General features: G+C 43.5%; 22 protein-coding genes. 20 read left to right on the forward strand and 2 right to left on the reverse strand.

Annotated elements, in window-relative coordinates:
* Window positions 1–27 precede the first annotated feature (27 nt).
* The 6 genes from HXT59_RS03310 (at window position 28) to HXT59_RS03335 (ending at window position 8,172) form a co-directional block, all read left to right on the forward strand.
* On the forward strand, window positions 28–696 hold the full coding sequence (locus tag HXT59_RS03310) for an L-threonylcarbamoyladenylate synthase (RefSeq protein ID WP_116773683.1): 669 nt from the start codon (window positions 28–30) through the stop codon (window positions 694–696).
* 127 nt (window positions 697–823) lie between these two features.
* Window positions 824–1,927 carry an MraY family glycosyltransferase gene (locus HXT59_RS03315; RefSeq protein WP_004108465.1) on the forward strand — a complete coding sequence of 368 codons (1,104 nt, stop codon included), beginning with the start codon at window positions 824–826 and terminating at the stop codon, window positions 1,925–1,927.
* 236 nt (window positions 1,928–2,163) lie between these two features.
* Window positions 2,164–3,708, forward strand: coding sequence for an IMP dehydrogenase (gene guaB / locus HXT59_RS03320; RefSeq protein ID WP_421784100.1), 1,545 nt, complete (start codon window positions 2,164–2,166; stop codon window positions 3,706–3,708).
* A gap of 194 nt (window positions 3,709–3,902) precedes the next feature.
* Window positions 3,903–4,610 carry an oligoribonuclease gene (orn, locus tag HXT59_RS03325; RefSeq protein ID WP_421784102.1) on the forward strand — a complete coding sequence of 236 codons (708 nt, stop codon included), beginning with the start codon at window positions 3,903–3,905 and terminating at the stop codon, window positions 4,608–4,610.
* A 57-nt stretch (window positions 4,611–4,667) separates the two neighbouring features.
* Window positions 4,668–6,125, forward strand: coding sequence for a PIF1 family DEAD/DEAH box helicase (locus HXT59_RS03330; protein ID WP_064621396.1), 1,458 nt, complete (start codon window positions 4,668–4,670; stop codon window positions 6,123–6,125).
* Window positions 6,126–6,339: 214 nt separating this feature from the next.
* Window positions 6,340–8,172, forward strand: coding sequence for a proline--tRNA ligase (locus HXT59_RS03335; RefSeq protein WP_421784104.1), 1,833 nt, complete (start codon window positions 6,340–6,342; stop codon window positions 8,170–8,172).
* Window positions 8,173–8,295: 123 nt separating this feature from the next.
* Here the strand turns inward: HXT59_RS03335 and HXT59_RS03340 are convergent, their stop codons facing one another.
* Window positions 8,296–8,784, reverse strand: coding sequence for a single-stranded DNA-binding protein (locus tag HXT59_RS03340; protein ID WP_421784106.1), 489 nt, complete (start codon window positions 8,782–8,784; stop codon window positions 8,296–8,298).
* 409 nt (window positions 8,785–9,193) lie between these two features.
* Here HXT59_RS03340 and HXT59_RS03345 point away from each other — a divergent pair, with 409 nt between their 5' ends.
* The gene (locus HXT59_RS03345; protein ID WP_421783474.1) at window positions 9,194–9,499 is read left to right on the forward strand and encodes a hypothetical protein; all 306 of its coding nucleotides are present in this window, start codon (window positions 9,194–9,196) and stop codon (window positions 9,497–9,499) included.
* A 68-nt stretch (window positions 9,500–9,567) separates the two neighbouring features.
* Window positions 9,568–10,155, forward strand: coding sequence for a hypothetical protein (locus HXT59_RS03350; protein WP_244261706.1), 588 nt, complete (start codon window positions 9,568–9,570; stop codon window positions 10,153–10,155).
* Between the two features lie 91 nt (window positions 10,156–10,246).
* On the opposite strand, the gene HXT59_RS03355 is transcribed toward HXT59_RS03350, so the two are convergent.
* Entirely contained in the window at window positions 10,247–12,382 is a 2,136-nt protein-coding gene (locus HXT59_RS03355) for a M13 family metallopeptidase (RefSeq protein WP_004108442.1), read from the reverse strand.
* A 91-nt stretch (window positions 12,383–12,473) separates the two neighbouring features.
* Between HXT59_RS03355 and map the strand changes: the two genes are divergently transcribed.
* The 12 genes from map (at window position 12,474) to HXT59_RS03415 (ending at window position 26,732) form a co-directional block, all read left to right on the forward strand.
* Complete coding sequence (gene map / locus HXT59_RS03360) at window positions 12,474–13,247, forward strand: type I methionyl aminopeptidase (RefSeq protein WP_004120872.1); 774 nt, start codon at window positions 12,474–12,476, stop codon at window positions 13,245–13,247.
* Window positions 13,248–13,327: 80 nt separating this feature from the next.
* On the forward strand, window positions 13,328–14,464 hold the full coding sequence (prfB, locus tag HXT59_RS03365; RefSeq protein ID WP_012914383.1) for a peptide chain release factor 2: 1,137 nt from the start codon (window positions 13,328–13,330) through the stop codon (window positions 14,462–14,464).
* A 63-nt stretch (window positions 14,465–14,527) separates the two neighbouring features.
* Window positions 14,528–15,991: a cell division ATP-binding protein FtsE gene (ftsE, locus tag HXT59_RS03370; protein ID WP_012914382.1), complete on the forward strand. Its 1,464-nt coding sequence runs from the start codon at window positions 14,528–14,530 to the stop codon at window positions 15,989–15,991.
* Window positions 15,991–16,914 carry a permease-like cell division protein FtsX gene (gene ftsX / locus HXT59_RS03375; RefSeq protein ID WP_012914381.1) on the forward strand — a complete coding sequence of 308 codons (924 nt, stop codon included), beginning with the start codon at window positions 15,991–15,993 and terminating at the stop codon, window positions 16,912–16,914. Before ftsE ends, ftsX begins: the two co-directional genes overlap by 1 nt.
* A 146-nt stretch (window positions 16,915–17,060) precedes the next feature.
* Window positions 17,061–18,467, forward strand: a complete 1,407-nt coding sequence (locus HXT59_RS03380; protein ID WP_012914380.1) for a CHAP domain-containing protein — start codon at window positions 17,061–17,063, stop codon at window positions 18,465–18,467.
* A gap of 133 nt (window positions 18,468–18,600) precedes the next feature.
* Window positions 18,601–19,098 carry an SsrA-binding protein SmpB gene (gene smpB, locus HXT59_RS03385; RefSeq protein ID WP_004107461.1) on the forward strand — a complete coding sequence of 166 codons (498 nt, stop codon included), beginning with the start codon at window positions 18,601–18,603 and terminating at the stop codon, window positions 19,096–19,098.
* 276 nt (window positions 19,099–19,374) lie between these two features.
* Window positions 19,375–20,283 carry an ABC transporter substrate-binding protein gene (locus tag HXT59_RS03390; protein ID WP_004108432.1) on the forward strand — a complete coding sequence of 303 codons (909 nt, stop codon included), beginning with the start codon at window positions 19,375–19,377 and terminating at the stop codon, window positions 20,281–20,283.
* A 144-nt stretch (window positions 20,284–20,427) separates the two neighbouring features.
* Complete coding sequence (locus tag HXT59_RS03395; protein ID WP_102155694.1) at window positions 20,428–21,429, forward strand: amino acid ABC transporter permease; 1,002 nt, start codon at window positions 20,428–20,430, stop codon at window positions 21,427–21,429.
* Window positions 21,430–21,513: 84 nt separating this feature from the next.
* The gene (locus tag HXT59_RS03400; RefSeq protein ID WP_174182535.1) at window positions 21,514–22,302 is read left to right on the forward strand and encodes an ATP-binding cassette domain-containing protein; all 789 of its coding nucleotides are present in this window, start codon (window positions 21,514–21,516) and stop codon (window positions 22,300–22,302) included.
* A 95-nt stretch (window positions 22,303–22,397) separates the two neighbouring features.
* Window positions 22,398–24,305, forward strand: a complete 1,908-nt coding sequence (gene glmS, locus HXT59_RS03405; protein WP_064621499.1) for a glutamine--fructose-6-phosphate transaminase (isomerizing) — start codon at window positions 22,398–22,400, stop codon at window positions 24,303–24,305.
* Window positions 24,306–24,351: 46 nt separating this feature from the next.
* Entirely contained in the window at window positions 24,352–25,782 is a 1,431-nt protein-coding gene (locus HXT59_RS03410; protein WP_033888514.1) for an ABC transporter substrate-binding protein, read from the forward strand.
* A 182-nt stretch (window positions 25,783–25,964) separates the two neighbouring features.
* Entirely contained in the window at window positions 25,965–26,732 is a 768-nt protein-coding gene (locus tag HXT59_RS03415; RefSeq protein ID WP_004108421.1) for a type III pantothenate kinase, read from the forward strand.
* The last annotated feature ends 244 nt before the right edge of the window (window positions 26,733–26,976 follow it).

Here is a 26,976-nt window from a genome sequence, read left to right on the forward strand (position 1 = left end):
AAATAAAAGCAACAAAAGAGGCTAAAAATGAGTAAAATTTGCACGATTAACGAAGAATCACTGCAAATGGCAGCGCAAATTATTAATGAGGGTGGCGTAATCGTAGTGCCGACTGACACCGTATACGGCGTTGCTTGCGACCCGTTTAACGAAGCTGCAGTTGCAAAAATTTACGAGCTTAAGCGCAGACCGCGCACGAAGGCGTTGCAAATTTTAATGAGCGGAGTGGAAGATTTAGAAAAACTTGGGCTGTATTTGCCGTCTCCGCTGGATATTTTAGGCAAAAAGTTCCTTCCGGGTGGATATTCTCCGATTGCGCGCGCTAAGAAGGACTCGGTTGCGTCCAAACTTGCAACGCTGTGCAAAACGAATGAGACTGATGAGAAAACTCAAGCAATCGAATCAACTCAAGGCGTGCGCGTGCCGGATTGTCCGGAATTAATGCAAATTTTGCGAGTCACCGGTCCACTGGCTGCTTCTAGCGCGAATCGCAGCGGTAACGAAAGTGCAGACAGTGTGGAAGAAGCATTTGCGGCTTTCGGCAACGAGATTCCACTGTATTTGAACGCAGGCCCGACTCGCTCGCACGTGGCAAGCACTGTAGTTGGTGCGGATTCAAACGATAAAGACGGCATTGTGATTTTGCGCGAAGGTGTGATTTCGGAGTGCGAAATTCGTAATGCGTTAAGTGAGTAAGTTTATTAACTTATTTCTGGTACTAAATTTCTGGTACTAACAAATCGCTACAATCAAAATAAGCAAGCGAAAATTTAGCAAACGCTGCTAAAACCAACGAAGTAATCGCATAGCAAAGGACGCATTCATGAGGGTATACCTGTTTATTGCAGCAATTGCAGGCGGTGCTACGTGGCTTATTATGCCGCTTGTTCGTCACCTTGCGATCCGTATGGGTGCTGTTGGCAAAGTTCGCGCGCGCGATGTGCATACTATTCCAACTCCTCGCATGGGCGGTGTGGGTATGCTTTTTGGTTTCGCGGTTGCCATGGCTTTCGCAAGCTCAATGCCCTTTATTTCCGGGCTTTTTGCTGGAACTCACCAGCCGTGGGTGGTGCTTGCCGGAGCCGTTATGATATGCCTGCTTGGGGTATGCGACGACATTTGGGATCTAGATTGGATGCTAAAGCTTGCCGGTCAGCTGCTTATAGCTGTTTTTGTAGCGTGGGGAGGGTTGCAAATCGTAACTTTGCCACTAGGATCGCTCGTAACGGCATCTCCAAGCGTGTCAATCGCAATAACTGCAATACTAATCGTTGCTTCAATTAATGCAGTAAATTTTGTAGATGGGCTGGACGGACTGGCTTCTGGAATCGTTGCAATCGGCGGCATTGCCTTCGCAACATACTCGTACATGCTTGCGCGCACGTCGCCATCCTACGCTTCAATGGCAACTCTTATTGACGTTGCAATGGTAGGTATGTGCGTTGGATTTATTATGCACAATTGGCATCCAGCAAAACTTTTTATGGGTGACTCAGGCTCCATGTTAATCGGCTACTTAATTACTTGCGCGTCGATTATTATGACCGGCCATTTGGATCCTTCCGCCGTTCATACGAGTATTTATTTGCCTGTATTTATGCCGATTTTGTTGCCGATTCTTGTGCTGTTTTTGCCGGTTCTTGACATGTGCTTGGCTATTTTTAGGCGTGTTGCTAAAGGGCAGTCGCCAATGCATCCGGATCGCATGCACTTGCATCATCGCATGCTGCGCATTGGGCATTCTGTGCAGGGTGCTGTGCTGATTTTGTGGGGATGGGCTGCACTAATTGCGTTTGGCTCTATTATGATTTTGTTCTTTAAAGCTGTGTATGTGCTTGTTGGAATGATTCTTGCTGCTGCGCTACTTACTGTGCTCACAATGATGCCGTACTTGCGTTGTCGCCTGCCCGAACTTCGCAATTCGTAACAACTGCTTAATTTTGTTTTTCTTAATGTGGCGTGGCGCTCAAAACGTGCGAGTACGCTCGCGCTATAAGCGCTCGCTACGAAACTCGCGTTGGAAGTCCACTGGACTTCCAACTTGAGCGAGTTTCCGCTCCGAATTGCTTTCGCGCGCGCTGTGCTGCGCTCAAGCATGTCGTCGCGCCCGCGTTTGGAGGGTGCGTTTCGGCAAACGTCATAGCAAAAACGTATAGTAACCCTATGGCTACAACTGATATGAACACGGAATCCGTGTATGCTCCTGTTCCACCAATTTTCGAGAAGCTCGGTCTCGCTTATGACGATGTCCTTTTGCTTCCAAACGAAACTGATGTTATTCCGTCCGAAGTGGATACTTCCACTCATCTGACTCGCGAAATCACTATGAAAGTTCCTGCAATTTCTGCGGCAATGGACACAGTAACCGAGTCCGATATGGCTATTGCAATGGCTCGAAATGGTGGAATTGGTGTTCTTCATCGCAATCTTTCTATAGATGATCAGGCTGCGCAAGTCGATATTGTTAAGCGCAGCGAGTCTGGTATGATTACCGACCCACTCACTGTTCACCCAGATGCAACGCTCGCAGATTTAGATAAATTGTGCGGGCGTTTTCATATTTCTGGTTTGCCAGTGGTAGATAGCGAAAATCGTCTAGTTGGTATTATTACCAATCGCGATATGCGTTTCATTGCTTCCGAAGACTATGATCGTTTGAAAGTCAAAGACGTGATGACTCGCGAAAATCTCGTCACTGGTCCTTCTGATATTTCTAAAGAAGACGCGCATCGTTTGCTTGCAGACAACAAAGTTGAAAAATTGCCTTTGGTTGATGCAGAAGGCAAGCTTACTGGTTTGATTACTGTTAAGGATTTTGTGAAGACTGAGCAGTATCCAGATGCTACTAAGGATGATCAGGGTCGCTTGCGCGTGGCTGCTGGAATTGGCTTCCTTGGAGATGCTTGGCAGCGTGCGTGCGCGCTTATGGAGGCTGGAGTTGACGTGCTTGTGGTTGATACCGCAAACGGCGAGGCTCGATTGGCTCTTGATATGATTCGCAGAATTAAGGCAGATAAGGCGTTTGACGGAGTACAAATTATTGGCGGAAATATTGCTACTCGCCAAGGCGCTCAGGCTATGATTGATGCCGGCGTCGACGCTGTAAAGGTTGGCGTTGGTCCAGGCTCTATTTGCACTACGCGTGTTGTTGCAGGCGTTGGCGTGCCTCAGCTTACCGCAGTTTACGATGCGGCTCAGGCTTGCAAGGCTGCTGGAATTCCATGCATTGCAGACGGTGGTATTCACTATTCCGGCGATATTGCTAAGGCTTTGGTTGCAGGCGCGGACACTGTTATGCTCGGCGGCACTTTGGCTGGATGTGAGGAAGCTCCAGGCGAGAAGGTTCTTCTTCACGGCAAGCAGTACAAACTTTACCGCGGCATGGGCTCGCTTGGTGCAATGGCTCCTCGCGGTAAGAAGTCTTATTCGAAGGATCGTTACTTCCAGGCAGACGTTACCAGCTCCGACAAGGTGGTTCCAGAAGGCGTTGAAGGCGAAGTTCCATATCGCGGTCCGCTTAACGCTGTGCTTTACCAGCTTCTCGGCGGCTTACACCAGTCAATGTTCTACGTTGGTGCGCACAATATTAAGGAAATGCAAGAGCGCGGCCGCTTTATTCGCATTACTGATGCTGGCCTTCGCGAATCTCATCCTCACGATATTGTGATGACTGCAGAAGCACCAAACTACAGCGGTTTCCACAACTAAGTCGCGTGGTGCGTAAGTTGCGCGATTAAATCGCGTATAAGTCGCGTATAAATCGCAAGTAATTTTGCATTAAACGACGAAAAGTTAAGCAAGTTATCTACAACTTGCCTGCTTTTCGTCGTTTTTAATACGCGTCTCGTCGGTACGAAGATGTAGGCTGATGGGTTCGAAAAAATATTAGGAAAGGAACGAAAATGGCTGAAGCTAAGGAAGATCTTACGTTTACGCCGGAAGAGTCGCGCTTAATTTGGATTGATTGCGAGATGACTGGACTCGATATTTTCCATGACGAATTATGCGAAGTATCTGTAGTTCCAACTGATTTTAATCTGAAAGTTTTGGACGACGGAATTGATTTAGTGATTAAGCCAAGCGACGCCGCTGTGGCTCATATGAACGATTTTGTGCGCAATATGCACACTTCTTCTGGACTTGTTGACGAGTGGAATAAAAACGGTTTGCCTTTGGAAGAAGCGCAAAAGCAGGTAGTTGAATACGTAAAGCGCTTCCTGCCGGCTCGCGGAAAAGCTCATCTTGCTGGAAACTCCGTTGGTTCCGACAAAAAGTTCCTCGACCGTTACATGCCAGATTTAATGGCAAATCTGCACTATCGTGTAATCGACGTAAGTACGTTGAAGGAAATTTCGCGCAGGCTTTACCCGGACGTTTACCGCAATAAGCCGGCAAAACACGGCGGTCACCGCGCGCTCGCGGATATTATTGAGTCGATTGATGAGCTTCGTTACTACCGCGATATGATGTTCGTTCCAGCTCCAGGCCCAAGCGAGTCTCAAGCAAAAGCCGGTGCGCAACACATTGAAAGCACGAGCTTGCTTCGTGACTATGAGCGTCGCGGAGAGACGCTAGAAGACGTAAATTCCGCAGAAAAGCGCGACTACTAAACACAACGCTACTATTAAATAAAGCGCGACTACTAAACGCAATAAAAGGTACTGCCAATGAAGCAATCCGAAGCCTTAACCATAATCAACGCTGGCGCGAGCGCGTTCATTACCGGCGCTCCGGGTGCAGGTAAAACCTACGTATTAAACGAAGCTATTCGCGCAATGCGAAAGAACGGTTTAAGCGTTGCTGTAACTGCCTCTACCGGTATTGCGGCAACGCACTTAAACGGTCAAACCATTCACTCGTGGAGTGGAGTTGGAGTTTCAAACGCGCTTACGGATACGCTTCTTAAAACAATTAGAGCTAGGCGAGGAAAGCGCATAAAAGCCACGGACGTGCTCGTGTTGGACGAAGTTTCCATGATTCACGCGTGGCTTTTTGACATGGTTGATGAAGTTTGCCGGAAGGTGCGCAAAAATCCCGCTCCTTTCGGCGGGCTTCAAGTAGTTATTTCGGGCGACTTCTTCCAATTGCCGCCTGTTAGCACTTCTATGCGAAATCGTGACGTGTTCGAGCCGAGCTCGGAGTTTATTTCGTCGCGCGAAAAGTATACTGCAGCTGGAAAAAATCCGGAAGGCTATATTACGGAATCGTTTGCATGGGACGCTTTGAAACCTGTTGTGTGCTATTTAACTGAGCAACATCGTCAAGACGACGGCAAGTTGCTAGAAGTTTTGACGGATATTCGTAGCGGTCTCGTGAGTGACGACGATAAGCAAGTGCTTGCTAGCCGCCTTGGTGAGTATCCGCAAGATGACGAAGTTGCAGTACATCTTTTCCCAACGAACTCGCAAGCAGATGGCTTAAATAATATGCAGCTTGCGGAAATTGATTCTGAGCCTCACGAATTCGTTGCAACAGAAGCCGGGCCTAAAAATCTTGTTGATCGCTTAAAAAAGAATATGCTTGCTCCGGAGCGTTTAGTTTTAAAGGCTGGGGCTGCTGTGATGGCGTTGCGAAACGATCAGGAAAAGCAGTATGTAAACGGCTCTGTTGGGCGTGTGTTGCGTTTTGCGCCTGAATCTAAGGGCGGATGGCCGATTGTTGAGTTTGAAAACGGCAATATTGTAACTCTTAAGCCTGCAGCGTGGGAAATGACGGACGGTGAGACTGTACTTGCTAGCGTAAATCAAGTGCCTCTTCGTTGCGCGTGGGGAATTACGATTCATAAGTCGCAAGGTATGACTCTCGATAGTGCGGTAATGGATTTGCGTAGAACTTTCGCTCCCGGAATGGGATATGTTGCGCTTTCTCGCGTGGAAAATCTGGGCGGTCTTTATTTGGAAGGTATTAACGATCGCGCGTTTAGTGTTTCGGCGGATGCTGTACTGCTAGACGGATCTTTGCGTGAGGCGTCAAGGTGCGCAAGTGAGCTGCTTGCTAGCGATGGGGCTTCCTCGTTTGTTGCCAAAAAAGCAGATGGTGATTTTGCGGATCAGCAGGAGTTTAGTCTTTTTGAAAATGCCGGTGATGGCGTTACGGACGAATTTTCTTTCGACGACGAGTTTTAATATTCTATAAGTTTTTGCCTTGCGCACGGCATAAACTACTCGCGGCTGAGTCGTTTTGGTCGGATTTTGCCTTAGAAGCGGCATAAACTACTCACACCTGAGTTGTTTTGGTCGCTTTGTTATATTTTTGCACGTTATGATTTAATCGAGTATTACTTTTGTTGATGCGTGTAGACAAGTGTTTATGTCCTCATGCGCAAATAGATTGGAACGCATGAATTCCAATGTACTTCGTATGTCTCAGCTATTCCTTCGTACGCTGCGCGAGGATCCTGCAGACGCGGACGTGACTTCCGCAAAACTTATGCAGCGCGCAGGCTATATTCGTAAATCTGCACCAGGTGTGTGGACTTGGCTTCCGCTAGGACTTAAGGTTTTGAACAAGGTTCAGGCGATTATTCGCGACGAAATCAACGGTATCGGTGCGCAGGAAGTTCACTTCCCGGCACTTCTTCCGCGCGAGCCTTACGAGGCTACCAACCGTTGGGAAGAATATGGCGACAATATCTTCCGTCTTAAGGATCGCCACCAAGCTGACTATCTTCTTGCTCCAACGCACGAAGAAGTTTTCACGCTTCTCGTTAAGGATATGTATTCTTCTTACAAGGATTTACCAGTTACTTTGTATCAGATTCAAACGAAGTATCGCGACGAGTTCCGTCCGCGCGCTGGTCTTATTCGCGGTCGCGAGTTTATTATGCAGGATGCTTATTCGTTCTCGATTGACGAAGATGGTTTGAAATCTGCTTACGTTGAGGAGCGCGCTGCTTACGCTCGAATTTTCGACCGTTTGGGCATTAAATACGTGATTGTTCACGCTGTTTCCGGCCCAATGGGTGGCTCTGATTCCGAAGAGTTCTTGGCTCCAATGCCAATTGGTGAAGATACTTTTGCGCTCGCACCTTCAGGAAAAGCTTGGAATGTTGAGGCTCTTACCACTCCAGAAATGCAAGATGTTGATTACTCAGCAACTCCTGCAGCGCAATCTCTCGAAACTCCAGACGCTAAGACGATTGAAGCTTTGGTTAAGGTTTCTAACGACTTGCATCCGCGTAAAGATGGTCGCGAATGGCAAGCTTCCGACACTTTGAAGAACCTTATTATTGCTGTTAAGCACCCAGCTGATGCTGAAGGCGGCGAGCATGAGGAACCATGGCGCGAAATCGTGGCGATTGGTATTCCAGGGGATCGCCAAGTAGATATGAAGCGTCTTGAAGCTCAGTTTGCTCCTGCAGAAATCGAAGAAGCAACTGAGGATGATTTGAAGTCTCATCCTGAGTTTGTTAAGGGCTACATTGGTTTTAGCGTATTAGGTCCTCAAGCTCGCAAAGAGGGTAGGGGTATTGCAAATCCTGTCCGCTACTTGATGGATGCTCACGTTGCAAAGGGAAGTGCCTGGATTACAGGAGCTGACGAAGACGGAAAGCATGTTTACAACGCTGTTTACGGTCGCGATTTTGAAGCTGATGGTGTTGTTGAAGCAGCCCAGGTTCGCGATGGTGATATGAGCCCAGATGGTTCCGGTCCGTTGAGCTTCGAACGCGGTGTGGAAATTGGTCAAGTGTTCCAGCTTGGCTTAAAGTATTCTAAGGCTTTGGGCTTAAGCGTTCTTAACGAAAACGGTAAGGCTGTGCCGGTTTGGATGGGCTGCTACGGCATTGGCGTTAGCCGCGTAATTGCATGCTTGGCAGAAACGCATCACGATGACGCTGGTCTAGCATGGCCTATGGCAATTGCTCCAGCTCAAGTTCATGTTGTTGCAACAGGCAAGGATCAGGTTGCTTTCGACGCTGCTGAAAAGGTTGTTGAGGAGCTTAGCAAGCAAGGCATCGAAGTAATCTTTGACGACCGTCCAAAGGTTTCTCCAGGCGTAAAGTTCAAGGATGCTGAGCTTGTTGGCGTGCCGCTGATTGCTGTAGCAGGTCGCGATACCGTGAACAACGGTACGATTGAAATCCGCGATCGTAACGGCTCAAATGTTGAAGCAGTCCCAGTTGACGAAGCTGCCGCTCGAATCGTATCTCGCGTAAACGATTTGCTTAAGTAACGACCTGTTTTACAATTTGCCGCCAGGAATACTACTATTCTTGGCGGCATTATTTTATTGTATTCATATTAATTTATTGTGCTGTGAGTTTAGTGGATTTCTCGAATTGCGATTTTATTTTCCTTAAATATCAGTTTCGCCTCCAAATTCGTCATTCGAAATGTTTGCGTTAGAGTTATTTTGTTGTGCATTGTTCTTCTGCTGTACTTGATTACTTTCTTTCGTATGATCATTTTTAGCGGAATCAGCGTTTCGCTTTGTAAATTGCGTAGTTCCACGATTTAAATCGTGACCAATAGCAGAAGCTTCCAAAATTACGCGATTATAATCGTTTCCATCTTTCGTCCAGTTTTCTGTACTCAAATTGCCATATACAACGATTGCATCGCCTTTATGAACGCTTTTTAGCACGTTTGAAGCCAAAGTCCTATACGCTTTCACAGTCATCCAAGTAGTTGGACGCTCATGCCATTGCTGTTCGTCGTTGCGGTAATATGATTGCGTGCTCGCGATTCGTAGCGCACAAGCCGGAGAATTTTCACTTCGCCCAAAGTTTACAGGCTCAGCGCCTACGTATCCACTAATAGTCACGGTCGACTGTTGTTGTGCCATATTTCATAGTCCTTTCACAATTTGGACTGCAGCCATTTCAGCCCCGAAATACAGAGCCATCATTGCCTCTGAGCTTCGCAGCCACGAGGAAATGCCGCAGTAATAACAACTATGAACTTTGCGCAACAACTTTGCCAGCAAACTTTTCTATTGTGGTTAAAACCTAGGTTTTATCCACAATGTAATTAATCTCTTGACTACAGAAAAATATTTAGTAAAAGCTCAACAATTAACTGTACATGCGTAATCATTCCTCATTGCAGGGTAGTATTGAGCAAACGTATTGAAAATATTGAATGTAGTGAAGAAGATATTTATGGTGGAAAGTAATCAGCAATATGCGAAGCATAAATCTAATATGCGCATAAGTTAGGTTAGTATTCTTGTTATTTCGGCTGTATGCCTAACTGTGTGTGCAATATCGCAAAATTTTGCTGATTTTACTTTAGAACATTCTAAGGCGTATCATCAGGCGTATAATCGCGAATATCATCACGAATATCATCAAAATCCAATAATTCAAACAACTAATTCTGCTTCTTCTGCATCTTTTATTCAGTCAAGTAATGTAGCGCGTTACGTTCTTTCTTCTATTCGAAGCGCAAGATCTAGGCTTTACGATGATCGCAGCACGTATTTTAATGGCGTTCCTTTGCAAGATTACGTGAGCCGCTACGGTCTTACTAAAGAAGCGTATGTTAATAATATTCAGTAGGATTCTGCAAATGAAGAGGATGCTTTCCGTCGCGCGCAAGAAACCGCCAGCATGGGCAGTTTGGCCATTTGGGCCCAGATGGTGTGAGCGAGCCTGATTACACTGGCCGAAAAGCGTGGGGTGAAAATTTAAGTTGGGGTGTGGATCTTGCTGGTTCTATGCAATTGTGGATTCAAGATGAAGAGTCGGCTTTGCGCGCAACCGGCGGAAGTTTTAACGAAGATAATGGTCATTTGTATCAGATTTTGAATCCTAGCAATATTTCTTTCGGTTACGGAGAGGCTTCGGGCGGCCCTTATGGTGTTGTTGGAGCGTTGACACTGTCGGAATATAACGGTGATATTGATTATCTGGATGGCAAGATTGGCCCAGAATCTCCCGAAGAGCAAAAAAAGCGTGCTGAAGAGGAGCGAAAGAAGAAGGAAGAGCAGAAGCGTAAAGACGAGGAAGCTAAGAAGAAAAAAGCTTTGGCTAAAAAGAAGCATTTGAAGCATAAGCATCATAAAAAGTTAGCGAAAGCTATGAAGAAAAATGCTTCAACGTATAAATTTATTGTGATTATTTCTGCGATTTTAAGCGTGCTTGTTTTGTGCACTATTGCAGTGGTGGCTTGGATTTTCTTAAGACGAAGAATGATTTCTAAAAATAGAAAATAATAAGCCTGCAAACGTTTATTAAGCGTCTGCAGGCTTCTATTTTTGACTTATTCGCGACTTATTTGCGATTTATTTGCGATTTATTCGCAACTTACCAAATGTGTACGCGCTCAGCAGGGTCGAGCCACATTTCGTCGCCTTCTTTAACGTCGAAAGCATCGTAGAACAAGTCTACGTTACGAGCAATGCCGTTAGTGCGGCATTCGGCTGGGGAGTGCGGGTCGATTTGAAGCAGCTGTTCCGCAATTTCATTACGAGCCTTGGAACGCCATACTAACGCGTAGCTTAAGAAGAATCGCTGCAAAGCAGTGAAACCATCTACTTCAGGAGCGTTCAACAAAGTTTCGCGAATCGCATCTTCACTTCCGTCAATTTCATGTCCTTCGCTCTTTTGCAAAGCGAAAGCGTATGCTTTAAGCGCAATAGTCACGCCGCTTAAATCGCCAATATTTTCGCCGATCGTTAAAGCACCGTTTACGTGAGGCATCGCATTGCGCTCTTCTTTGCTCTTCAAGTGAGAGTACTTAACGATAAGCTGCGTTGGTGTGAAAGCATTGTATTGCTCAATAAGCTTCTTAGTGCGCTCAGTGAAGTTGGTTTTGTCTTCTTCAGTCCACCAATTGTTAAGCACGCCGTCGCCGTCGTATTCGCAACCTTGATCGTCAAAACCGTGACCGATTTCATGACCAATCACGGCACCAATAGCGCCGTAATTTGCTGCGTCTGGAGCACTTGGGTTAAAGAATGGTGGTTGCAAAATAGCAGCTGGGAACACGATTACGTTCAGCAGAGGATCGTAGTAAGCGTTCACAGTTTGCGGAGTCATCTGCCATTCTTCGCGATCCACAGGATTTCCGGCTTTTGCAGTATTTTTACCAAAGCCAAATCGATAAACTTCGCGCATATTATCAACTAAGTCAGCGTCTTCCTTAATATTTAGCGCAGAGTAGTCAACCCAATGGTTTGTGTAACCAATATTTGGCTCAAATTTACTAATCTTTTCCAAAGCCTTCGCTTTAGTTTCCTCACCAAGCCAGGTGCTGTGCGAAATCGACTCACGGTAAGCGTTAATAAGATTGTCAACTAAGCCTTGCATATATTCCTTAGAAGACTCAGGGAAATGCAATCGCACGTATTCGCGTCCAACTTCCTCACCACAAGCATCGTCAACAACTCCGACTGCTCGCTTCCAACGGTCGCGCTGCTTTGTGGCACCAGAAAGCACCTTGCCGTAGAAGTCGAATCGCGCTTGTGCAAAATCTTCACTAAGTAAGCTTGCCCAGCGCAAAATCACGTGCACGCGCGCCCAAAGCTTTAAATCTTCTAAGTCGGCTTCTTGCCAAATCTTATTCAAACCTTCCATAAAGCTTGGCTCGTGAACTACAACTTTGTTAAAAGCTTCACGAAGATTGATTGGTTGATGTTCTGCTTCTTCTGAGTTATCGTACGCTTTTTGTGCAGCATCTAAGAAGGCGTCGAGATTCAGCGCTTCAAGATTTTTTGCCAAATCAGCATAATTGCAAGGATTATAAGTTTTTTGAGAATCGCGAGTTGCTACGTTATCCCAATGGTAGCTCGCTATTTTAGTTTCAACATTCAAGAAACGCTCGGCTTGCGCTTGTGTAGTAGTTGCGTCTCCGTAGCCTGCTAAGCGCAGCAAAGAAGCTACCATTTTTACATATTCAGTGCGAATTGGAGCGTAGTTATCTTCGCGATAGTATGCTTCGTCTGGCAAGCCCAATCCCGATTGCTCAATATGCATAATATTCGTCTTAGGATCTTTAGGGTCTCCGTAAACGCCAAAATAAAACATTGCATCTGGACCGCCGTACGGATTAAGCGCGCCAATAGTGCGAACCAAATCTTCCTTAGTTTCTGCTGAATCCACAGCGTCTAAATCGCCCTTAATTGGCGTAATTCCAGCTTTTTCAATAGATGCGGTATCCAAATAGTTACGGTATAAGGTTTGCGACTTTTTGGCTGGGCAATTTTCGTTTTCTAAAATATCTCGAATTTGCTTTTCTGCATCTTCTGCAAGCTTGTGGAAAGCACCATACATTGGTTTGTCTTCTGGGAGAGTGTAAGTGTCAATCCAAGGACCGTTTATGTAACGGAACAAGTCGTCTTGTGGACGAATAACCGACGAGAAGGAGGCTGGGTCAAAATCTACAGCAGAAATTTCCTTCTGCGATTCCTTATTATTACTATTATTATTGTTGTTAGACATGTGATTAGCTTACAAGTATTAAGCGACACTATTGGTTAGTATTTTCGCTATATTTTGCTTTATTTTCGTGCCTGCGCGTTAGTCTTGAAGCATGATTGAACTTAAAACTCCATCTGAAATTGAAGCGATGAAGCCTGCAGGTCGCTTCGTCGGTAGTATTCTTAAAGACTTGAAAGCAATGACCAAAGTTGGCACGAATCTTCTTGAGATTGATGATTTCGTTCGCCAGCGTATTATGAGCCGCAAAGGTGCGTCTTCTTGCTATGTTGATTACGCTCCTGATTTTGGTACAGGTCCTTTTGCGCACTATATTTGCACGTCTGTAAACGATGCTGTTCTTCACGGAGTTCCTTTTGATTATAACCTTAAAGACGGCGATTTGTTGACTCTTGATTTGGCAATTAACGTAGACGGCTGGGTTGGAGATTCCGCTATTAGTTTCGTTGTTGGAAAGCATGCAGATCCTGAGGATTTGCGCTTGATTAAGTGCACTGAGGAAGCTTTGGAGGCTGGCATTAACATGGCTCAGCCTGGCAACCGTCTTGGCGATATTTCTGCAGCTGTTGGTTGCGTTGCTCACGAGTACGGCTACAGCGTAAATCTTGAGTTTGGCGGTCACGGAGTCGGTCATATTATGCATGGCGATCCGCACGTTCCTAACGATGGCACTGCTCACCACGGCTACAAGCTTCGCCCAGGTTTAGTTATTGCAATTGAGCCATGGTTCTTAAAGACTACTGACGAAATTTACCAGGATCCTAAGGATGGTTGGACTCTTCGCTCTGCTGATGGTTCTCGCGGTGCTCACAGCGAGCACACGATTGCAATTACGGAAAACGGTCCTGAGATTTTGACCGTGCGCTAAACTTATCAATAGTTGATTTTGTAAGTATTTTGCGAGTAGTAATTGCGTAAAACAGGTATGTAAAGAGGTACTTTAAGTAAATGGCGGAATTTGATTTTTCCCAAGCATTAAATGATGTTGAAGCAAAGTATTCTTCGATTTCTAAAGCACTAGACGTCGATTCGTTGAAGGCTACGATTGCTGATTTAGAAAAGCAGGCTGCAGAGCCTGGACTTTGGGATGATTCTGAGCATGCTCAGCAGGTTACGAGTAAGCTTTCCGCGGCTCAGTCTCAGTTGAAGCGTTTGCAAGCTGTAGATCAGCGCATTGAAGATACTAAGACTTTAATTGAGCTTGGCCAAGAAGAAGGCGATGCTGATTCTATGAGCGAGGCTCAAGAAGAGCTTGGAAATATTGCTCACGAGTTGGACGATATGGAGGTTCAGACTCTTCTTGACGGCGAATATGATGCTCGTTCTGCAGTTGTTACGATTCGCTCTGGTGCGGGCGGCGTGGATGCTGCTGATTTTGCTCAAATGCTTCTTCGTATGTACTTGCGCTGGGCTGAGCGAAACGGTTACAAAACTAAGATGATGGACACGTCTTATGCGGAAGAAGCTGGTATTAAATCCGCTACTTTCCAAGTGGATGCCCCGTACGCGTATGGTCGTCTTTCTGTAGAAGGCGGTACTCACAGAATGGTTCGTATTTCGCCATTCGATAATCAAGGCCGTCGACAGACTGGCTTTAGCGCAGTGGAAGTAATCCCTTTGGTTGAAGCTACAGATCATATTGATATTCCAGATTCGGATATTCGCGTGGATACTTTCCAGGCTTCAGGGCCAGGAGGTCAGGGCGTGAACACTACGTATTCTGCTGTTCGTATTACGCATTTGCCAACCGGCTTGGTTGTTTCTATGCAAGATGAGCGAAGTCAGATTCAGAACCGCGCCGCTGCAATGGCAGTTTTGCAATCGCGTTTGCTTGTGCTTAAGCATGCTGAGGAAGCTGCAAAAAAGAAGGAACTTGCTGGAGATATTAAGGCAAGTTGGGGAGATCAAATGCGCTCTTACGTGCTTCACCCTTATCAGATGGTGAAGGATTTGCGCACTGGTTACGAAACTTCACAAACTCAAGCTGTTTTTGACGGCGATATTGACGGTTTTATTGAAGCTGGCATTCGTTGGCGTCACGAGCAGCGAGTTGCAGCTCAAAAAGAAGCTGAAGCAGAATCTTAAATAAAACTAAAGCTAGAACTAAAAACCAACAATTACACATAATCTTCGGAAGGAATTGAAACAATGTCGCTGATTTCATTAGATCATGTGTCAAAAATATATCCTCGAGGTACACGTCCTGCATTAGACGATGTGTCTTTGCATGTAGATCGCGGAGATTTTGTGTTTCTTGTTGGCGCTTCCGGTTCTGGTAAAACTACATTGCTTAGTTTGCTGCTTCGTGAAGAAGAAGCAAATGGTGGGGAAATTCACGTAGCTGGTAACGATTTGCGCAGACTTTCTAACCGACAAGTGCCGCAGTATCGTAGATCTCTTGGCTTTATTTTCCAGGATTATAAGCTGCTTAATAATAAAACAGTTTACCAAAATGTTGCTTTTGCTTTGGAAGTGATTGGCACGAGTCGGTCTACGATTCGTTCACTTGTTCCTCGTGTTCTTGAAACGGTTGGTTTGACTGGTAAAGAAAATAATTACCCACACGAGCTTTCTGGCGGTGAGGCGCAGCGAGTTGCAATTGCTCGCGCATACGTCAATCACCCTCAAATTATTCTTGCAGATGAGCCTACTGGTAATTTGGATCCAACTACTTCTCTTGGAATTATGGAAGTTTTGGATGCTATTAACCGAACTGGCACAACGATTGTTATGGCTACGCATAATGAGGAAATTGTGAACTCAATGCGTAAGCGAGTTGTGGAGCTTCATGCTGGAAAAATTGTGCGTGATGAGCGTGAAGGATCATATGATTCTGCATTGTATTTCCCAGATAGTGAAGTTGAGCATAATTCTAAAGCACAACAAACTGTTGAAAATTCTCAAGATCAATCAGATCGCGATGCTCAAAAGTCAATTGCTCAATCTGAGCATACTGAACGTCATAAGAGGCTTTCTAAAAAAGCTCAACGTGCTGCTCAGGCGCGTGAAGTTGTTGACATGGTAACGCAATCGTTGAAGAGTGACACTTCAGAAAATGAAGGAATCGCACGTTTGGCTCAGTCTGTTCATTCTGGCAGAACTGGTCGTTACGGCGAAGTGTTCCAGTCTTTGGAAACAACGATGACTTGGGGACGAGGATTGATTTCTTCAAACGATAATGAAGATGTTGAAGAGAATGATTCAGAAGTTGAGATTTCGGAAGATAATAAAGAATCCTCTGAAGTTGCCGGAAATTCTGAAACTGCAGAAACTGCTAATACTACTGAGACTACTGAGACTACTGATAATCACGAAACTGCAGAAACTAATGAATCTCACGAATCTCACGAAACTGCTGAAACTAATGAATCTACTGAATCTACTGAAAACTCTGAAGTGAGCGAAGAATCACAATCCGAAACCGGCGATGAGTTGCAGTCAGAAGCAGAAAGTAAGTTACAATCCGATGTTGAATCTGAGCGTAAATCTCAGCTTCCTCCTATGCCTCCAGCTCCGCCTAAGCCACCTGTTGCAGCTGAAAATACTAATAATGAGAACATTAGTGTTGACGATAGCAATAATGACATTAATAAAACTGAAGGAGCAGAGTAATGCGTTTACGATTTATTTTTTCCGAAACTTGCATTAGTTTGCGTCGTAATGTTTCGATGATTCTTTCGGTTATGCTTGTAACGTTCATTTCTTTCCTTTTTATTGGTGTTTCAGTGCTTATGCAAGCGCAGATTACCAAGGCAAAAGGTGACTGGTATGACAAAGTAGAAGTGGTTGCCTGGCTGTGCCCGGATGGAACTAGCCAATCTCCTTCTTGTGCTTCTGGAAAAGCACCTACTGATGCCGAAATTGTAAAATTGGAGCATATTATTCACCAAGAATTAGGCGATGATGTTTCAAATATCACTTATGTTAGCCGCAATGAATTTTATAAAAACACATTCTTAAAGCAATATCCTAACGGAATGTATCAAGGACGTACTTTAACTGCGGCAGACATGCAAGATTCGTTGCGCTTGAAGCTTACTAATCCTATGAAATATCAGGTTGTCTCAGAAGTTCTTTCTGGACGCGATGGTGTGGAAGAAGTTGTTGATCAGCGTCAGATTTTTGATCCTGTTTTCAGTGTGCTTAATCGCGCTACTGTTGTGACAATTGTGCTTGCAGCAGTTATGGTTGTTGTAGCGATTATGCTTACTGGCACTACGATTCGAATGTCTGCTGCTAGCCGTCGTCAAGAAACCGAAATTATGCGCTTAGTTGGTGCCTCTAACTGGACTATTCGTATGCCGTTTCTTCTTGAAGGAGCGTTCGCGTCGTTTGTGGGTTCTTTACTTGCTGGTGCTGCGCTAAGTTTAGTAGTTAAAGTTTTTGTAACTGATTGGCTTGCGCAGAATGTGCGTTGGATGCCATTTGTTACTCAAACAACTGTGTGGCTATGCGTTCCAATACTTGTAGCTGGTGCAGTAGTGTTATCTATAGTTGCTTCTGCTATTGCTTTGAGGCGATACTTAAAAGCTTAAAATGCAAAATAATAGGTGCGTAATTATTTGCGTTATTTTCGCATGAGCATTGTGAAAGTAATATTTTAGAAGATTTGAAGTAGAAACTCGCGTGATTCCTTGCATTACGGTATAATTCGCAATAGTGATGTTGAAAGGGAAGTGATATGAGCGAAGATCGACATAGCATGTATGCAATTCGACGCACTCACACTGTAGTGAGTTTAATAGTTGCTATTTCAATGATGTTTGCTGGTGTTGCTGGTGCATTATTTAATGCGTCTACAGCAAGTGCTGTCAACATGAAGGAATATAGGCGCAAAATACAACGAAACGAGAATTTGAAGCACCAACTTGCTGGTGTAAGTAAACAACTTGCAAATAAGATCATTGAATTGAATGATTTAAATGAGCATAAAATTCCAAATCAAATACGAGCTGCTCAACAAGCAGAAGAGCAAGCTTCTCAGGCGCGCAGTCTTGTAGAATCAACGCAGCAGCGTCTAGAGTCTGCACAAAAAGATAAGCGTGATTTGGAAGAGAAAATTAAAAAAACTGGTGAAGATTTTGATGATGCTAAGGCTGCTGTAGCACAGCTTGCTCGTAAGAGTTTCCATGGTTCTCAGGCATCTAATGTTATGGATATTGTGACTAAATCAACTACTACAGAACAGTTTGTTGGAAAGTTACAATCCGAGGCTGCTGTTGCTAGAAGTGAAGCAAATGCTGCTAATGATGCTGCTATTAAGTTGAATACTTCTATGAATCGTCGTCAGCGTTTGGCTGCTATTGAAGCAGAAATAACCAAGTTAAAGCAGCAGGCGGATGTTCAAGCGCAAAGTGCTCAAATCGCTGCGAAAGCCGCCAATGATCGCAAAAAGTCCTTGCAAAGTTTGCGAGATCATGGTGAAGAGATTCGTAAGCAGCTGGAAGGTCAAAAGAGTAGTTTGACTTCTCAGTCTGCGCGTGAGGCTGCAGAAATTATAGCAATGAAATCGGCCATCGATGCTCAAGCGCGTGCTCTTGCTAATAAGTCATTCGCTAAAGCTGATCCGAATGCTGGTAATCGCCAGCAATTGAATGGAAGCTCTGGAAAGAATGTTTACCTTCCTCCGATGCAACTTTCTAATGGTGCTGCTAATGGTATGAATTATACTGTTCCTGGAAATTGCGCAGAAGGTTCTAAGTTCTGCTACGGGCATAATACTGGAAACACTGTTGGTGGTTCTGCTTATCCTGCTCGTCAATGCACGTTATGGGCTTATTTGCGTCGTTCGCAACTTGGTCTGCCAGTTGGCTCCTACATGGGTAATGGTGCTGAGTGGGCGAATACTGGTCGTAGGTTTGGATATTTAGTTAATAGAATTCCACATGTTGGTGCTGTTATGGTGTTTGCTCGCGGTCAACGCGTCGGCAACTGGAATGCTGATTGGCAATATGGACATGTTGCGGTTGTGGAACGTGTGAATGCTGATGGATCAGTTCTTATTTCTGAAGGTGGAACTGGTTTTTCGACATTCCCTGCTTATGAAACTATTTATAATCCAGGCGATTACGAGTATGTGCATTATTAAATATAAGCACTTCAAAGTTTTCAATTTGTTGAAATTGAAAACTTTGTAAGTTTACGACTTATTGTTCTTGCCATAAGATAGTAGTATCTTATGGCAAGTTTCTTTTGTGTGTGATGTGTACTGGAGGGGAATTATGGCAAATAAGCCTGCGCAAGATGGCACTGTTACTGTGGCACAAAACCGTAAAGCGCATCATGATTATGTAATTGAAGATTGTTATGAAGCAGGTCTTGCTCTTACTGGTACTGAAGTTAAGTCACTTCGCGAAGGGCGTGCTTCTTTAGCTGAATCATTTGTGAATATTGATCGTCGTGGTGAAATGTGGCTTGAAGGAGCAAATATTCCTGAATATTTAAACGGCACATGGAATAATCATGCTCCTAAGCGCAAGCGTAAGCTTCTGCTTCACGCTGCTGAGATTGCTAAGCTTTCTAGGCAAACTGAGGCGAAAGGCTACACTGTTGTGCCTTTGCGTTTGTATTTTAAGGGAAGCTACGTAAAAGTAGAAATTGCTTTAGCGCGCGGTAAAAAGGAATTTGATAAGCGTCAGGCTTTGCGTGAGGAGCAAGATAAGCGAGAGGCTTTGCGTGAAATGCGTTACCGTAATCTGCGTTCTCGTAGTATTGATTAAGAGTTGACGCTTCTTTTTTATGCGTTTGTGAAACACTTGCTTGCTTCGCACGTGATAAAAAGTGAGGCAATGCGACACGCACATATTATACATTATTGCGAATAATATGCAGTTTTTGTTTATGAAAAGCATAATTATTGTGCAGATGTACCGCATGAGTATCTTTGTATATTCAATAATCGTATAAAAGGCTGTTGAATTTGTAGGGTTATCGTGTATAGTTATACACATTAATGCAAATTATAGATTCTTAGTACATACATGAGGAGAAGAACTATGTTTAAATCTATGAAGCCTGTTGCTATTGTTGCATCTTTAGTAATGATTGGCAGTATTGCTGCATGTGGACCTGCTGATTCTAAAGAAGCAGACCCTGATGTTGCTCGTAGCTATGATGTAAGTCATGTGCAAAAAGATGATGCTGTTGCAGCCTTGGTACCAGCACCAGTTGCAAAAACAGGAGAGTTAACTGTTGGTGTAAACGTAAGTTATGCCCCTGCAGAATTCTTTGCTGCAGACGGTAAAACTCCTGTAGGTTACGAAATTGATTTTTCGAAGGCTCTTGCAAAGGTCATGGGCTTAAAAGCAAAAATTATGCATGCTCAGTTTGACTCAATTATTCCAGCAATAGGAAGCAAATATAATGTCGGTATTTCTGGTTTTACAGTAAATGCTGAACGTATGAAGTCTGTAGACTTTATTACTTATGCAAACGCAGGTTTGTCTTTTGAAGTGCGTAAGGGAAATCCTACTAAAGTAGATCCAAAGAACCTTTGTGGCAAGAAAGTAACTTTGGAAACTGGAACTGTTGGCGAACCTATTATGGAAGAAGCAAAGAAACAGTGCGCAGCTAAAGGAAATAAGCCTCTTGAAATCATGAGCTTCAAGGAGCAAACTGACGCAACTACCGCACTTCTTTCCGGTCGCGCTGATGTTATGTATGCAGATACTCCTGTTGCAGGTTACGCTTCAATTAAGAATCCTGGAAAGCTTGAAATTTTGGAAAACAGCAAGGATTCTGAACCAATGGGAGCGGCTGTTAAAAAGGGTGATGCAGCGATGCTGAAGGCTGTAAAAGCTGGCATTGATAAGCTTATGAAATCCGGCGTCTACAAGGATATCTTGAAGAAGTGGGGCGTTGAAGATGTTGCTATTGAAAAGTCTGTAGTTAATCCAAAACTATAAAACTTTAGCTATGAAACTTTAGCTATCAAATAATTGAATAATTATCTAAAATGATATTGTTAATCTGAGTCGTGATTGAATTCTCGGCTCAGATTGTTTCTTTACTTTGCTGTTTTTGTATAAACGTACTTATTGGAGCATATTTTGAATTCTTTAATTGGTAACTCTGCTAAGAGCAAGTCCGGAGTAACTAACTCTGAACGTATTTTGCCAGTAAAAAAGCCAGGACCTATTATTGCCGGAGTCATTGTAGCTGTAATAGCATGTTCGCTTCTTTACAGTATTATTACTAACCCTCGTTTTGAATGGCAAGTAGTCGGAATATATTTAATAAGCGATAACGTGCTTTCTGGTATTGGCTGGACGTTACTTCTTACGCTAATTGCTATGGTAATTTCAATCGTGTTTGCGGTAGGCTTAGCGATGATGCGCAAGTCAGTTAATCCTGTGCTTCGTGGCGTAAGTTGGTTCTTTATTTGGTTTTTCCGTGGTACTCCTGTTTATACGCAGCTTGTATTTTGGGGCATGTTTGCAGTGCTTGTGCCGAGAATTAGTATTGGCATTCCTTTTACTTCTGTAGAATTTTGGTCTATTGATTCTAATGTAATTATGACTTCTCTTACTGCTGCTGTAGTTGGTTTGTCTTTGAATGAATCCGCTTATTTGTCGGAAATCGTTCGAGCAGGATTGGAAGCCGTTGATAGTGGACAAGTTGAAGCTGCTAAGGCTCTTGGAATGGGTAGAGCTTTAACTATGAGGCGTGTAATTCTTCCTCAAGCAATGCGTATTATTGTTCCTCCGCTTGGTAACGAAACAATTGGTATGCTAAAAACAACTTCGTTAGTTCTTGCAGTTCCGTTTACTCTTGAATTGCAATTTGCTACAAATGCTATTGCTAACCGTATCTATAAACCAATTCCGCTTCTTCTTGTTGCGAGTATTTGGTATTTGATTATTACTTCCATTTTGATGGTTTTGCAATACATGCTCGAGAAGCATTTTGCTAAAGGTTTTGAAGCAAGAGATATTGTAAAGCATGCTCAACTTAATACTGATTCTGATCAGCGCGGCGATCAATCATTAGATGCTAAACGGAAAAATGTTAAAGGACGAAATGATGCTGCTATGCTCGGATTTAATGCTTAAATAATCGCATAATAGCTTAAATTTTAATATTTTTCTTTGTAAATTTTAAATTTTGCATGAAATAAACAAATTGGATGTGAATAAATGGTAGAAGCAAAATCTAATCTTCCTGCGGTTGCTATTAACGATGTGCAAAAATCTTTCGGTCAATTGCATGTACTTAACGGTATTAATATGACAGTGAACCCAGGTAGTGTAACAGTTATTTTGGGTCCGTCCGGTTCAGGAAAATCGACATTATTGCGTTTAATTAATCAACTAGAAACTTTGACTGCAGGAAGTATAAGTATTTATGGCGAGCGCATCGGTGTAAAGCAAGTAATGCATAAAGGTGAGAAATGTCTGCAGGCTCTTAACGACAAAGAAATTGCTCAACAGCGTGCGAAGCTTGGCATGGTATTCCAGCGTTTTAATTTATTCCCTCATATGACGGCTTTAGAAAACGTTATGGAAGCTCCTATTCATGTTATGCATATGAAAGCTCAAGAAGCGCGCGATTTAGCTATTGAAGAACTAAAGCGAGTCGGCATGGATGAGCGTATGAACCATTATCCTGCAGAACTTTCAGGCGGTCAGCAGCAACGCGTTGCAATTGCTCGCGCTCTTGCTATGAAACCGGAAATTATGCTATTTGACGAGCCAACATCTGCGCTAGATCCAGAGCTTGTAGGTGAAGTGTTAACCGTTATGCGAAATCTTGCTAAAGATGGCATGACTATGATTGTAGTAACTCACGAAATTGGTTTTGCGCGTGAGGTTGCAGATCAGGTTGTGTTTATGGATGGCGGTGTCATAGTTGAGCAGGGTAGTGCAGATATTATTACTAGTCCGCAAACTGATCGTTTTAAAGATTTCCTAAATCACGTATTGTAATTTACGTAAGAAACACATCTTATTTATGTAGTTTTGCGTAGTTTTTGTGTGCTTCTCTGGCGTGCACTCGCTCGCATAACGTACAATAGAAGATTATGTGTGGCATTGTAGGATACGCAGGTTTTGGAAAAGTTTGTGCAAAACCTTTAGAAGTTTGTTTAGGTGGGTTAGAGCGTCTAGAATATCGCGGATATGACTCTTCGGGCGTAGCTTTAGTTGCTCCTGGGATGAAATGTGCGACTGTGCGAAAGAAAGCTGGTCGTTTATCTGTTCTTCGCAACGATATTGATGCAAATCCTATGCCTGAAGCGAGTGCAGCTATTGGTCATACTCGTTGGGCTACTAATGGTGCTCCTTGTGACATTAATGCGCATCCTCATACTAGTGCAGATGGCAAAATCGCGCTTATTCATAATGGCATTATTGAAAATGCTGTTGTATTAAAAGAGCAACTTCACGAAGAAGGATACGAATTTTCTTCTCAAACAGATACTGAAGTTGCTGCAAAATTACTTGGCAAAATTGCGAATGATATTGTAAACGAAACTGGTAAGCCGGATTTATTCACAGCTCTTCGTCGTACTGCAAAAATGTTAAAAGGAGCTTTCACATTACTTGCTGTTGACGTTCGTCAGCCAGGTATTGTGGCTGCCGTTCGTCACGATTCGCCGTTGGTTGTAGGTCTTGGAGACGGTGAATATTTCCTTGGCTCTGACGTTGCAGCTTTTGTTGCTTATACGGATCGAGTCTTGGAAGTTGGTCAAGATCAAGCGGTGTGCATTGGAGATGTAGATGGCAGTGGCAAAGCATCTTTGCTTCTAACTGATTTTGACAATAATATTGTTGAAAATCCTACTTGTTTTACAGTTGACTGGGATGCGTCTGCTGTAGAAAAAGGCGGCTGGGATTCCTTTATGGATAAGGAAATTCATGAAGATCCGCACGCTGTTGCAGACACTTTGCGCGGGCGTTTTGACGCTCAGGGAAATATTGTTCTTGACGAAGTTCATATTAGCCAAGACGTGTTGCGCGCAATTGACAAAATTATTGTTGTTGCTTGCGGAACGGCAAGTTACGCAGGTTTGGTTGCAAAATATGCTATTGAGCACTGGGTGCGCGTGCCGGTTGAGGTGGAGCTTGCGCACGAGTTTCGCTACCGTGACCCTATTTTGACGCATCGAACATTGGTGGTTGCAATATCGCAGTCTGGCGAAACAATGGACACTCTTATGGCTTTGCGTCACGCGCGCGAGCAGGGAAGTAGGGTTCTTGCAATTTGCAATACGCAAGGTTCTAGCATTCCGCGCGAATCTGATGCAGTTCTTTACACGCATGCAGGTCCCGAAATAGCAGTTGCATCTACTAAAGCTTTTGTTGCGCAAATAGTTGCAGCCTATATGCTTGGTCTGTTTTTGGCGCAAGTAAAAGGCACTATGTATCGCGACGAAATTCAGCAAATCGTTGCGCAATTAAAAGAGATGCCGGATAAAATTCAGCATGTACTTGATGCACAATCTGAATCAATTATGAAAGCTGCTGAGCATACTCTGGAAGCTAAATCTTTCCTTTTCTTAGGTCGACATGTTGGCTATCCTGTTGCGCTAGAAGGTGCGTTGAAGCTTAAAGAAATTGCGTATACCTTTACTGAAGGTTTTGCTGCAGGTGAGCTTAAGCACGGTCCTATTGCGCTTGTAGATGAAGGTGAGCCGGTAGTTGTGATTGTGCCATCTTCTCGCGGTCGTGATGTGCTTCATGCGAAAGTTATTTCTGGAATTGAAGAAGTTAAAGCGCGCGGAGCTTTCACTATAGCTGTTGCAGAAGAGGGTGATCCAGATGCTTCTCGCTATGCAGATATTGTGTTCTGGCGTCCTAAATGTGCAACTTTGCTAAGTCCTCTTGTAGATGTAGTTGCATTGCAATTATTTGCAATGGATATGGCAAAGTTAAAAGGTTATGATGTTGATAAGCCTCGTAATCTTGCAAAGTCTGTAACTGTTGAGTAAGCGCATAACAACGTTGAGTAACACAAAGTAACGGATGGCAAATCTTATGTCTGCATTTGCAAGAATTTTGCAACAACGCAATCATTTTGGACGCTTGCTTTTTTCGATACTTTGTGTTTTTTCTTTGCTATTTTCTTGCGGATGCGGAACTAAAGATTCTAGAACTCAAATTAGTGTTTGGTCTTGGGAACCAAGCATGAAACGACTTGCTGAAGAATTTGAACTACATAATCCGGATGTTCACGTAACTGTAAAGGATACTAGCGGATATAGCAATCTTAATAGCGCTATTCAAGATGGCTATGGTATGCCAGATGTTGTTCAATTAGAATATTTTGCTCTTCCGCAATATGCGGTAAGTGGACAGCTTTTAGATATTACTGATCGTGTGAAAAATACTCGCACTTTCTATACTCCTGGAACATGGTCTTCTGTGCAACTTGGTGGACGTGTTTACGGTTTACCAATGGATTCTGGCCCAATGGCTTGGTTTTATAATGATGACGTATTTAAGCAGGCTGGTGTAGATGCCACAAAAATACACACTTGGGAAGATTACCGTCATGCTGCTCGTAAGCTTAAAGATATCGGTGTGTATATTGCAGCAGACTCAGGTGACGCAAGTTTTTATAACGCTATGATTTGGCTTGCAGGTGGACACCCGTTTATGACTTCTCATGATGGGAAAACAGTTACTGTTAGATTGAGTAAAGATAAGGGTACTGAAGAGTTCACAAAGTTCTGGCAATCAATGATTGATGAAGGCTTGATTGACATTAGAACTACAACTTGGAGTCAACGTTGGAAGAACGGTGTTGGAGCTGGCAAGATTGCTTCTGTTTTCTCAGGAGCCTGGATGCCGTCTTTGCTTCTGGAAAATGTGCCTGGAACTGCAGGATTGTGGAAGGTGACGAATGTGCCAACTATGCACGGAGAAAAGCGTAATGCAGAAATGGGCGGTTCTTCGTTATCTGTGCTTAAATCGAGTCGTAAGCCTGAAGCAGCAATGCGATTTGTGAATTTTGTATGCCATGATATGCATGGAATTCGTACTCGTGTCAATGGTGGAGCGTTTCCTGCAGATGTTGTTACGCTTAGAGATAAGTCATTTTTAGATAGAGCTACTATTCGTGATTCACGAGGCATTGATATACCTTATTTTGGCGGTCAGAAGTTTAATCGTGTATTTGCAGATGCCGCTAATCGCGTGGATACGGGATACAGGTATTTACCTTTTGAAGTGTACTCGCGAAGTGATTTTAGAGCAACTATGGGTCGAGCATATGACTGGAGTGTTAAATCTTTAGCTAGATTAAACGTGCAAGCCATGATTGATGCTGGTGTTACTCAAGATGATGGAAGTAAATTGTGGCTCCCAGATGATCCTGGTAAACGTATTTCTTTAAAAGATGGTCTTTTATTGTGGGAAAAAGATCTTCAAGAATATGGTTACAATCAAGGATTTGTAGTTAGATAATTTCGTAACTTATTACGATTAAGTGATTTCGTAAAAGCAGCTTAATTTTGCGTAAAAGTAAGATTATTAGCAAAAGTAGTATAAATACAATAGGATAGTATAAATACATATACAATACGTGCGCACGTGATTGCAGATTAACTTAATTAATCCGTAAATGCCAATATAGGAAGTAGGCACACATGTTATTAGCAGTAGACATTGGTAATACGAATATTGTGCTGGGTTTTTTGGAAAATAACCGAATTGTTGGCACTTATCGTATGACAACAAAGTCTAATCATACATCAGACGAGTATGGCATTATGATTGCGCAATTTTTGCATTTAAGCGGATTTACAATAAACGATGTTGAAGATGTTATCGTTGCTTCTGTTGTGCCGAAAGTTATGCATTCATTCCGCGCTAGTATTATCAAATTTCTTCATATTGATCCTATGATTGTAGGCCCTGGTGTTAAAACCGGTATGAATATTCGTATTGATGAGCCAAGAACTCTTGGCGCGGATTGTTTAGCTGATTGCGTTGGTGCGTTTAGTGAATATGGAGGATCTGTACTAGTTATTGATTTTGGTACGGCAACAACTTACAACTATATAGATAAAAGTGGTGCTATTACTTGCGGACTTATTTGCACAGGTATTCGTACTGCAGCTGCGGCACTTTGGGATAACACGGCTCAGCTTCCAGAAGTGGAAATAGCTAGACCGCAGTCTGTTCTTGCAAAATCTACTAAACTCGCAATGCAAGCTGGATTATATTACAGCTTCTTGGGTGGAATTGAGCGCACAATAGAACAGTTTAAGACGGAGATTGGTGAGCCGTTTAAGGTAATTGCTACTGGCGGATTGGGTAGATTGTTTGAAAAAGACGTGAAAACGATTGACTTTTACGATCCTGACTTGATTTTCAAAGGTATGGCTGAAATTTATAAGCGCAACCTGCGGTAATGTAATGCGAATTTGCTGTTGCGGATATTCGTCATAGCGATTTCGTTTGTTGCGGCGATTTGTTATAAAAATTTGCTGTATAAATTTGTTATTAGTAAGTTGTTATACCAATTTTTCGCATTTGGGCGTATACTATGAATAGTTATGTGTAAAGATTGCGTTCGCCGGTGAACTTTCTTTGATGCGCACTTGTTTTTTGTGTACCGCTTATACGCCGGTAGGGGATTTGCTCACATGAGAGGAA

Origin of the sequence: Gardnerella sp. KA01001, assembly GCF_049244025.1 — a bacterium.
Lineage (GTDB): Bacteria > Actinomycetota > Actinomycetes > Actinomycetales > Bifidobacteriaceae > Bifidobacterium > Bifidobacterium swidsinskii.

What these genes read in the sequence shown, in the direction of transcription:
- HXT59_RS03310 (WP_116773683.1), top strand. Translation starts at nt 28, where the DNA reads ATGAGTAAAATTTGCACGATTAACGAAGAATCACTGCAAATGGCAGCG.
- HXT59_RS03315 (WP_004108465.1), top strand. Translation starts at nt 824, where the DNA reads ATGAGGGTATACCTGTTTATTGCAGCAATTGCAGGCGGTGCTACGTGG.
- guaB (WP_421784100.1), top strand. Translation starts at nt 2,164, where the DNA reads ATGGCTACAACTGATATGAACACGGAATCCGTGTATGCTCCTGTTCCA.
- orn (WP_421784102.1), top strand. Translation starts at nt 3,903, where the DNA reads ATGGCTGAAGCTAAGGAAGATCTTACGTTTACGCCGGAAGAGTCGCGC.
- HXT59_RS03330 (WP_064621396.1), top strand. Translation starts at nt 4,668, where the DNA reads ATGAAGCAATCCGAAGCCTTAACCATAATCAACGCTGGCGCGAGCGCG.
- HXT59_RS03335 (WP_421784104.1), top strand. Translation starts at nt 6,340, where the DNA reads ATGAATTCCAATGTACTTCGTATGTCTCAGCTATTCCTTCGTACGCTG.
- HXT59_RS03340 (WP_421784106.1), bottom strand. Translation starts at nt 8,784, where the DNA reads ATGGCACAACAACAGTCGACCGTGACTATTAGTGGATACGTAGGCGCT.
- HXT59_RS03355 (WP_004108442.1), bottom strand. Translation starts at nt 12,382, where the DNA reads ATGTCTAACAACAATAATAATAGTAATAATAAGGAATCGCAGAAGGAA.
- map (WP_004120872.1), top strand. Translation starts at nt 12,474, where the DNA reads ATGATTGAACTTAAAACTCCATCTGAAATTGAAGCGATGAAGCCTGCA.
- prfB (WP_012914383.1), top strand. Translation starts at nt 13,328, where the DNA reads ATGGCGGAATTTGATTTTTCCCAAGCATTAAATGATGTTGAAGCAAAG.
- ftsE (WP_012914382.1), top strand. Translation starts at nt 14,528, where the DNA reads ATGTCGCTGATTTCATTAGATCATGTGTCAAAAATATATCCTCGAGGT.
- ftsX (WP_012914381.1), top strand. Translation starts at nt 15,991, where the DNA reads ATGCGTTTACGATTTATTTTTTCCGAAACTTGCATTAGTTTGCGTCGT.
- HXT59_RS03380 (WP_012914380.1), top strand. Translation starts at nt 17,061, where the DNA reads ATGAGCGAAGATCGACATAGCATGTATGCAATTCGACGCACTCACACT.
- smpB (WP_004107461.1), top strand. Translation starts at nt 18,601, where the DNA reads ATGGCAAATAAGCCTGCGCAAGATGGCACTGTTACTGTGGCACAAAAC.
- HXT59_RS03390 (WP_004108432.1), top strand. Translation starts at nt 19,375, where the DNA reads ATGTTTAAATCTATGAAGCCTGTTGCTATTGTTGCATCTTTAGTAATG.
- HXT59_RS03400 (WP_174182535.1), top strand. Translation starts at nt 21,514, where the DNA reads ATGGTAGAAGCAAAATCTAATCTTCCTGCGGTTGCTATTAACGATGTG.
- glmS (WP_064621499.1), top strand. Translation starts at nt 22,398, where the DNA reads ATGTGTGGCATTGTAGGATACGCAGGTTTTGGAAAAGTTTGTGCAAAA.
- HXT59_RS03410 (WP_033888514.1), top strand. Translation starts at nt 24,352, where the DNA reads ATGTCTGCATTTGCAAGAATTTTGCAACAACGCAATCATTTTGGACGC.
- HXT59_RS03415 (WP_004108421.1), top strand. Translation starts at nt 25,965, where the DNA reads ATGTTATTAGCAGTAGACATTGGTAATACGAATATTGTGCTGGGTTTT.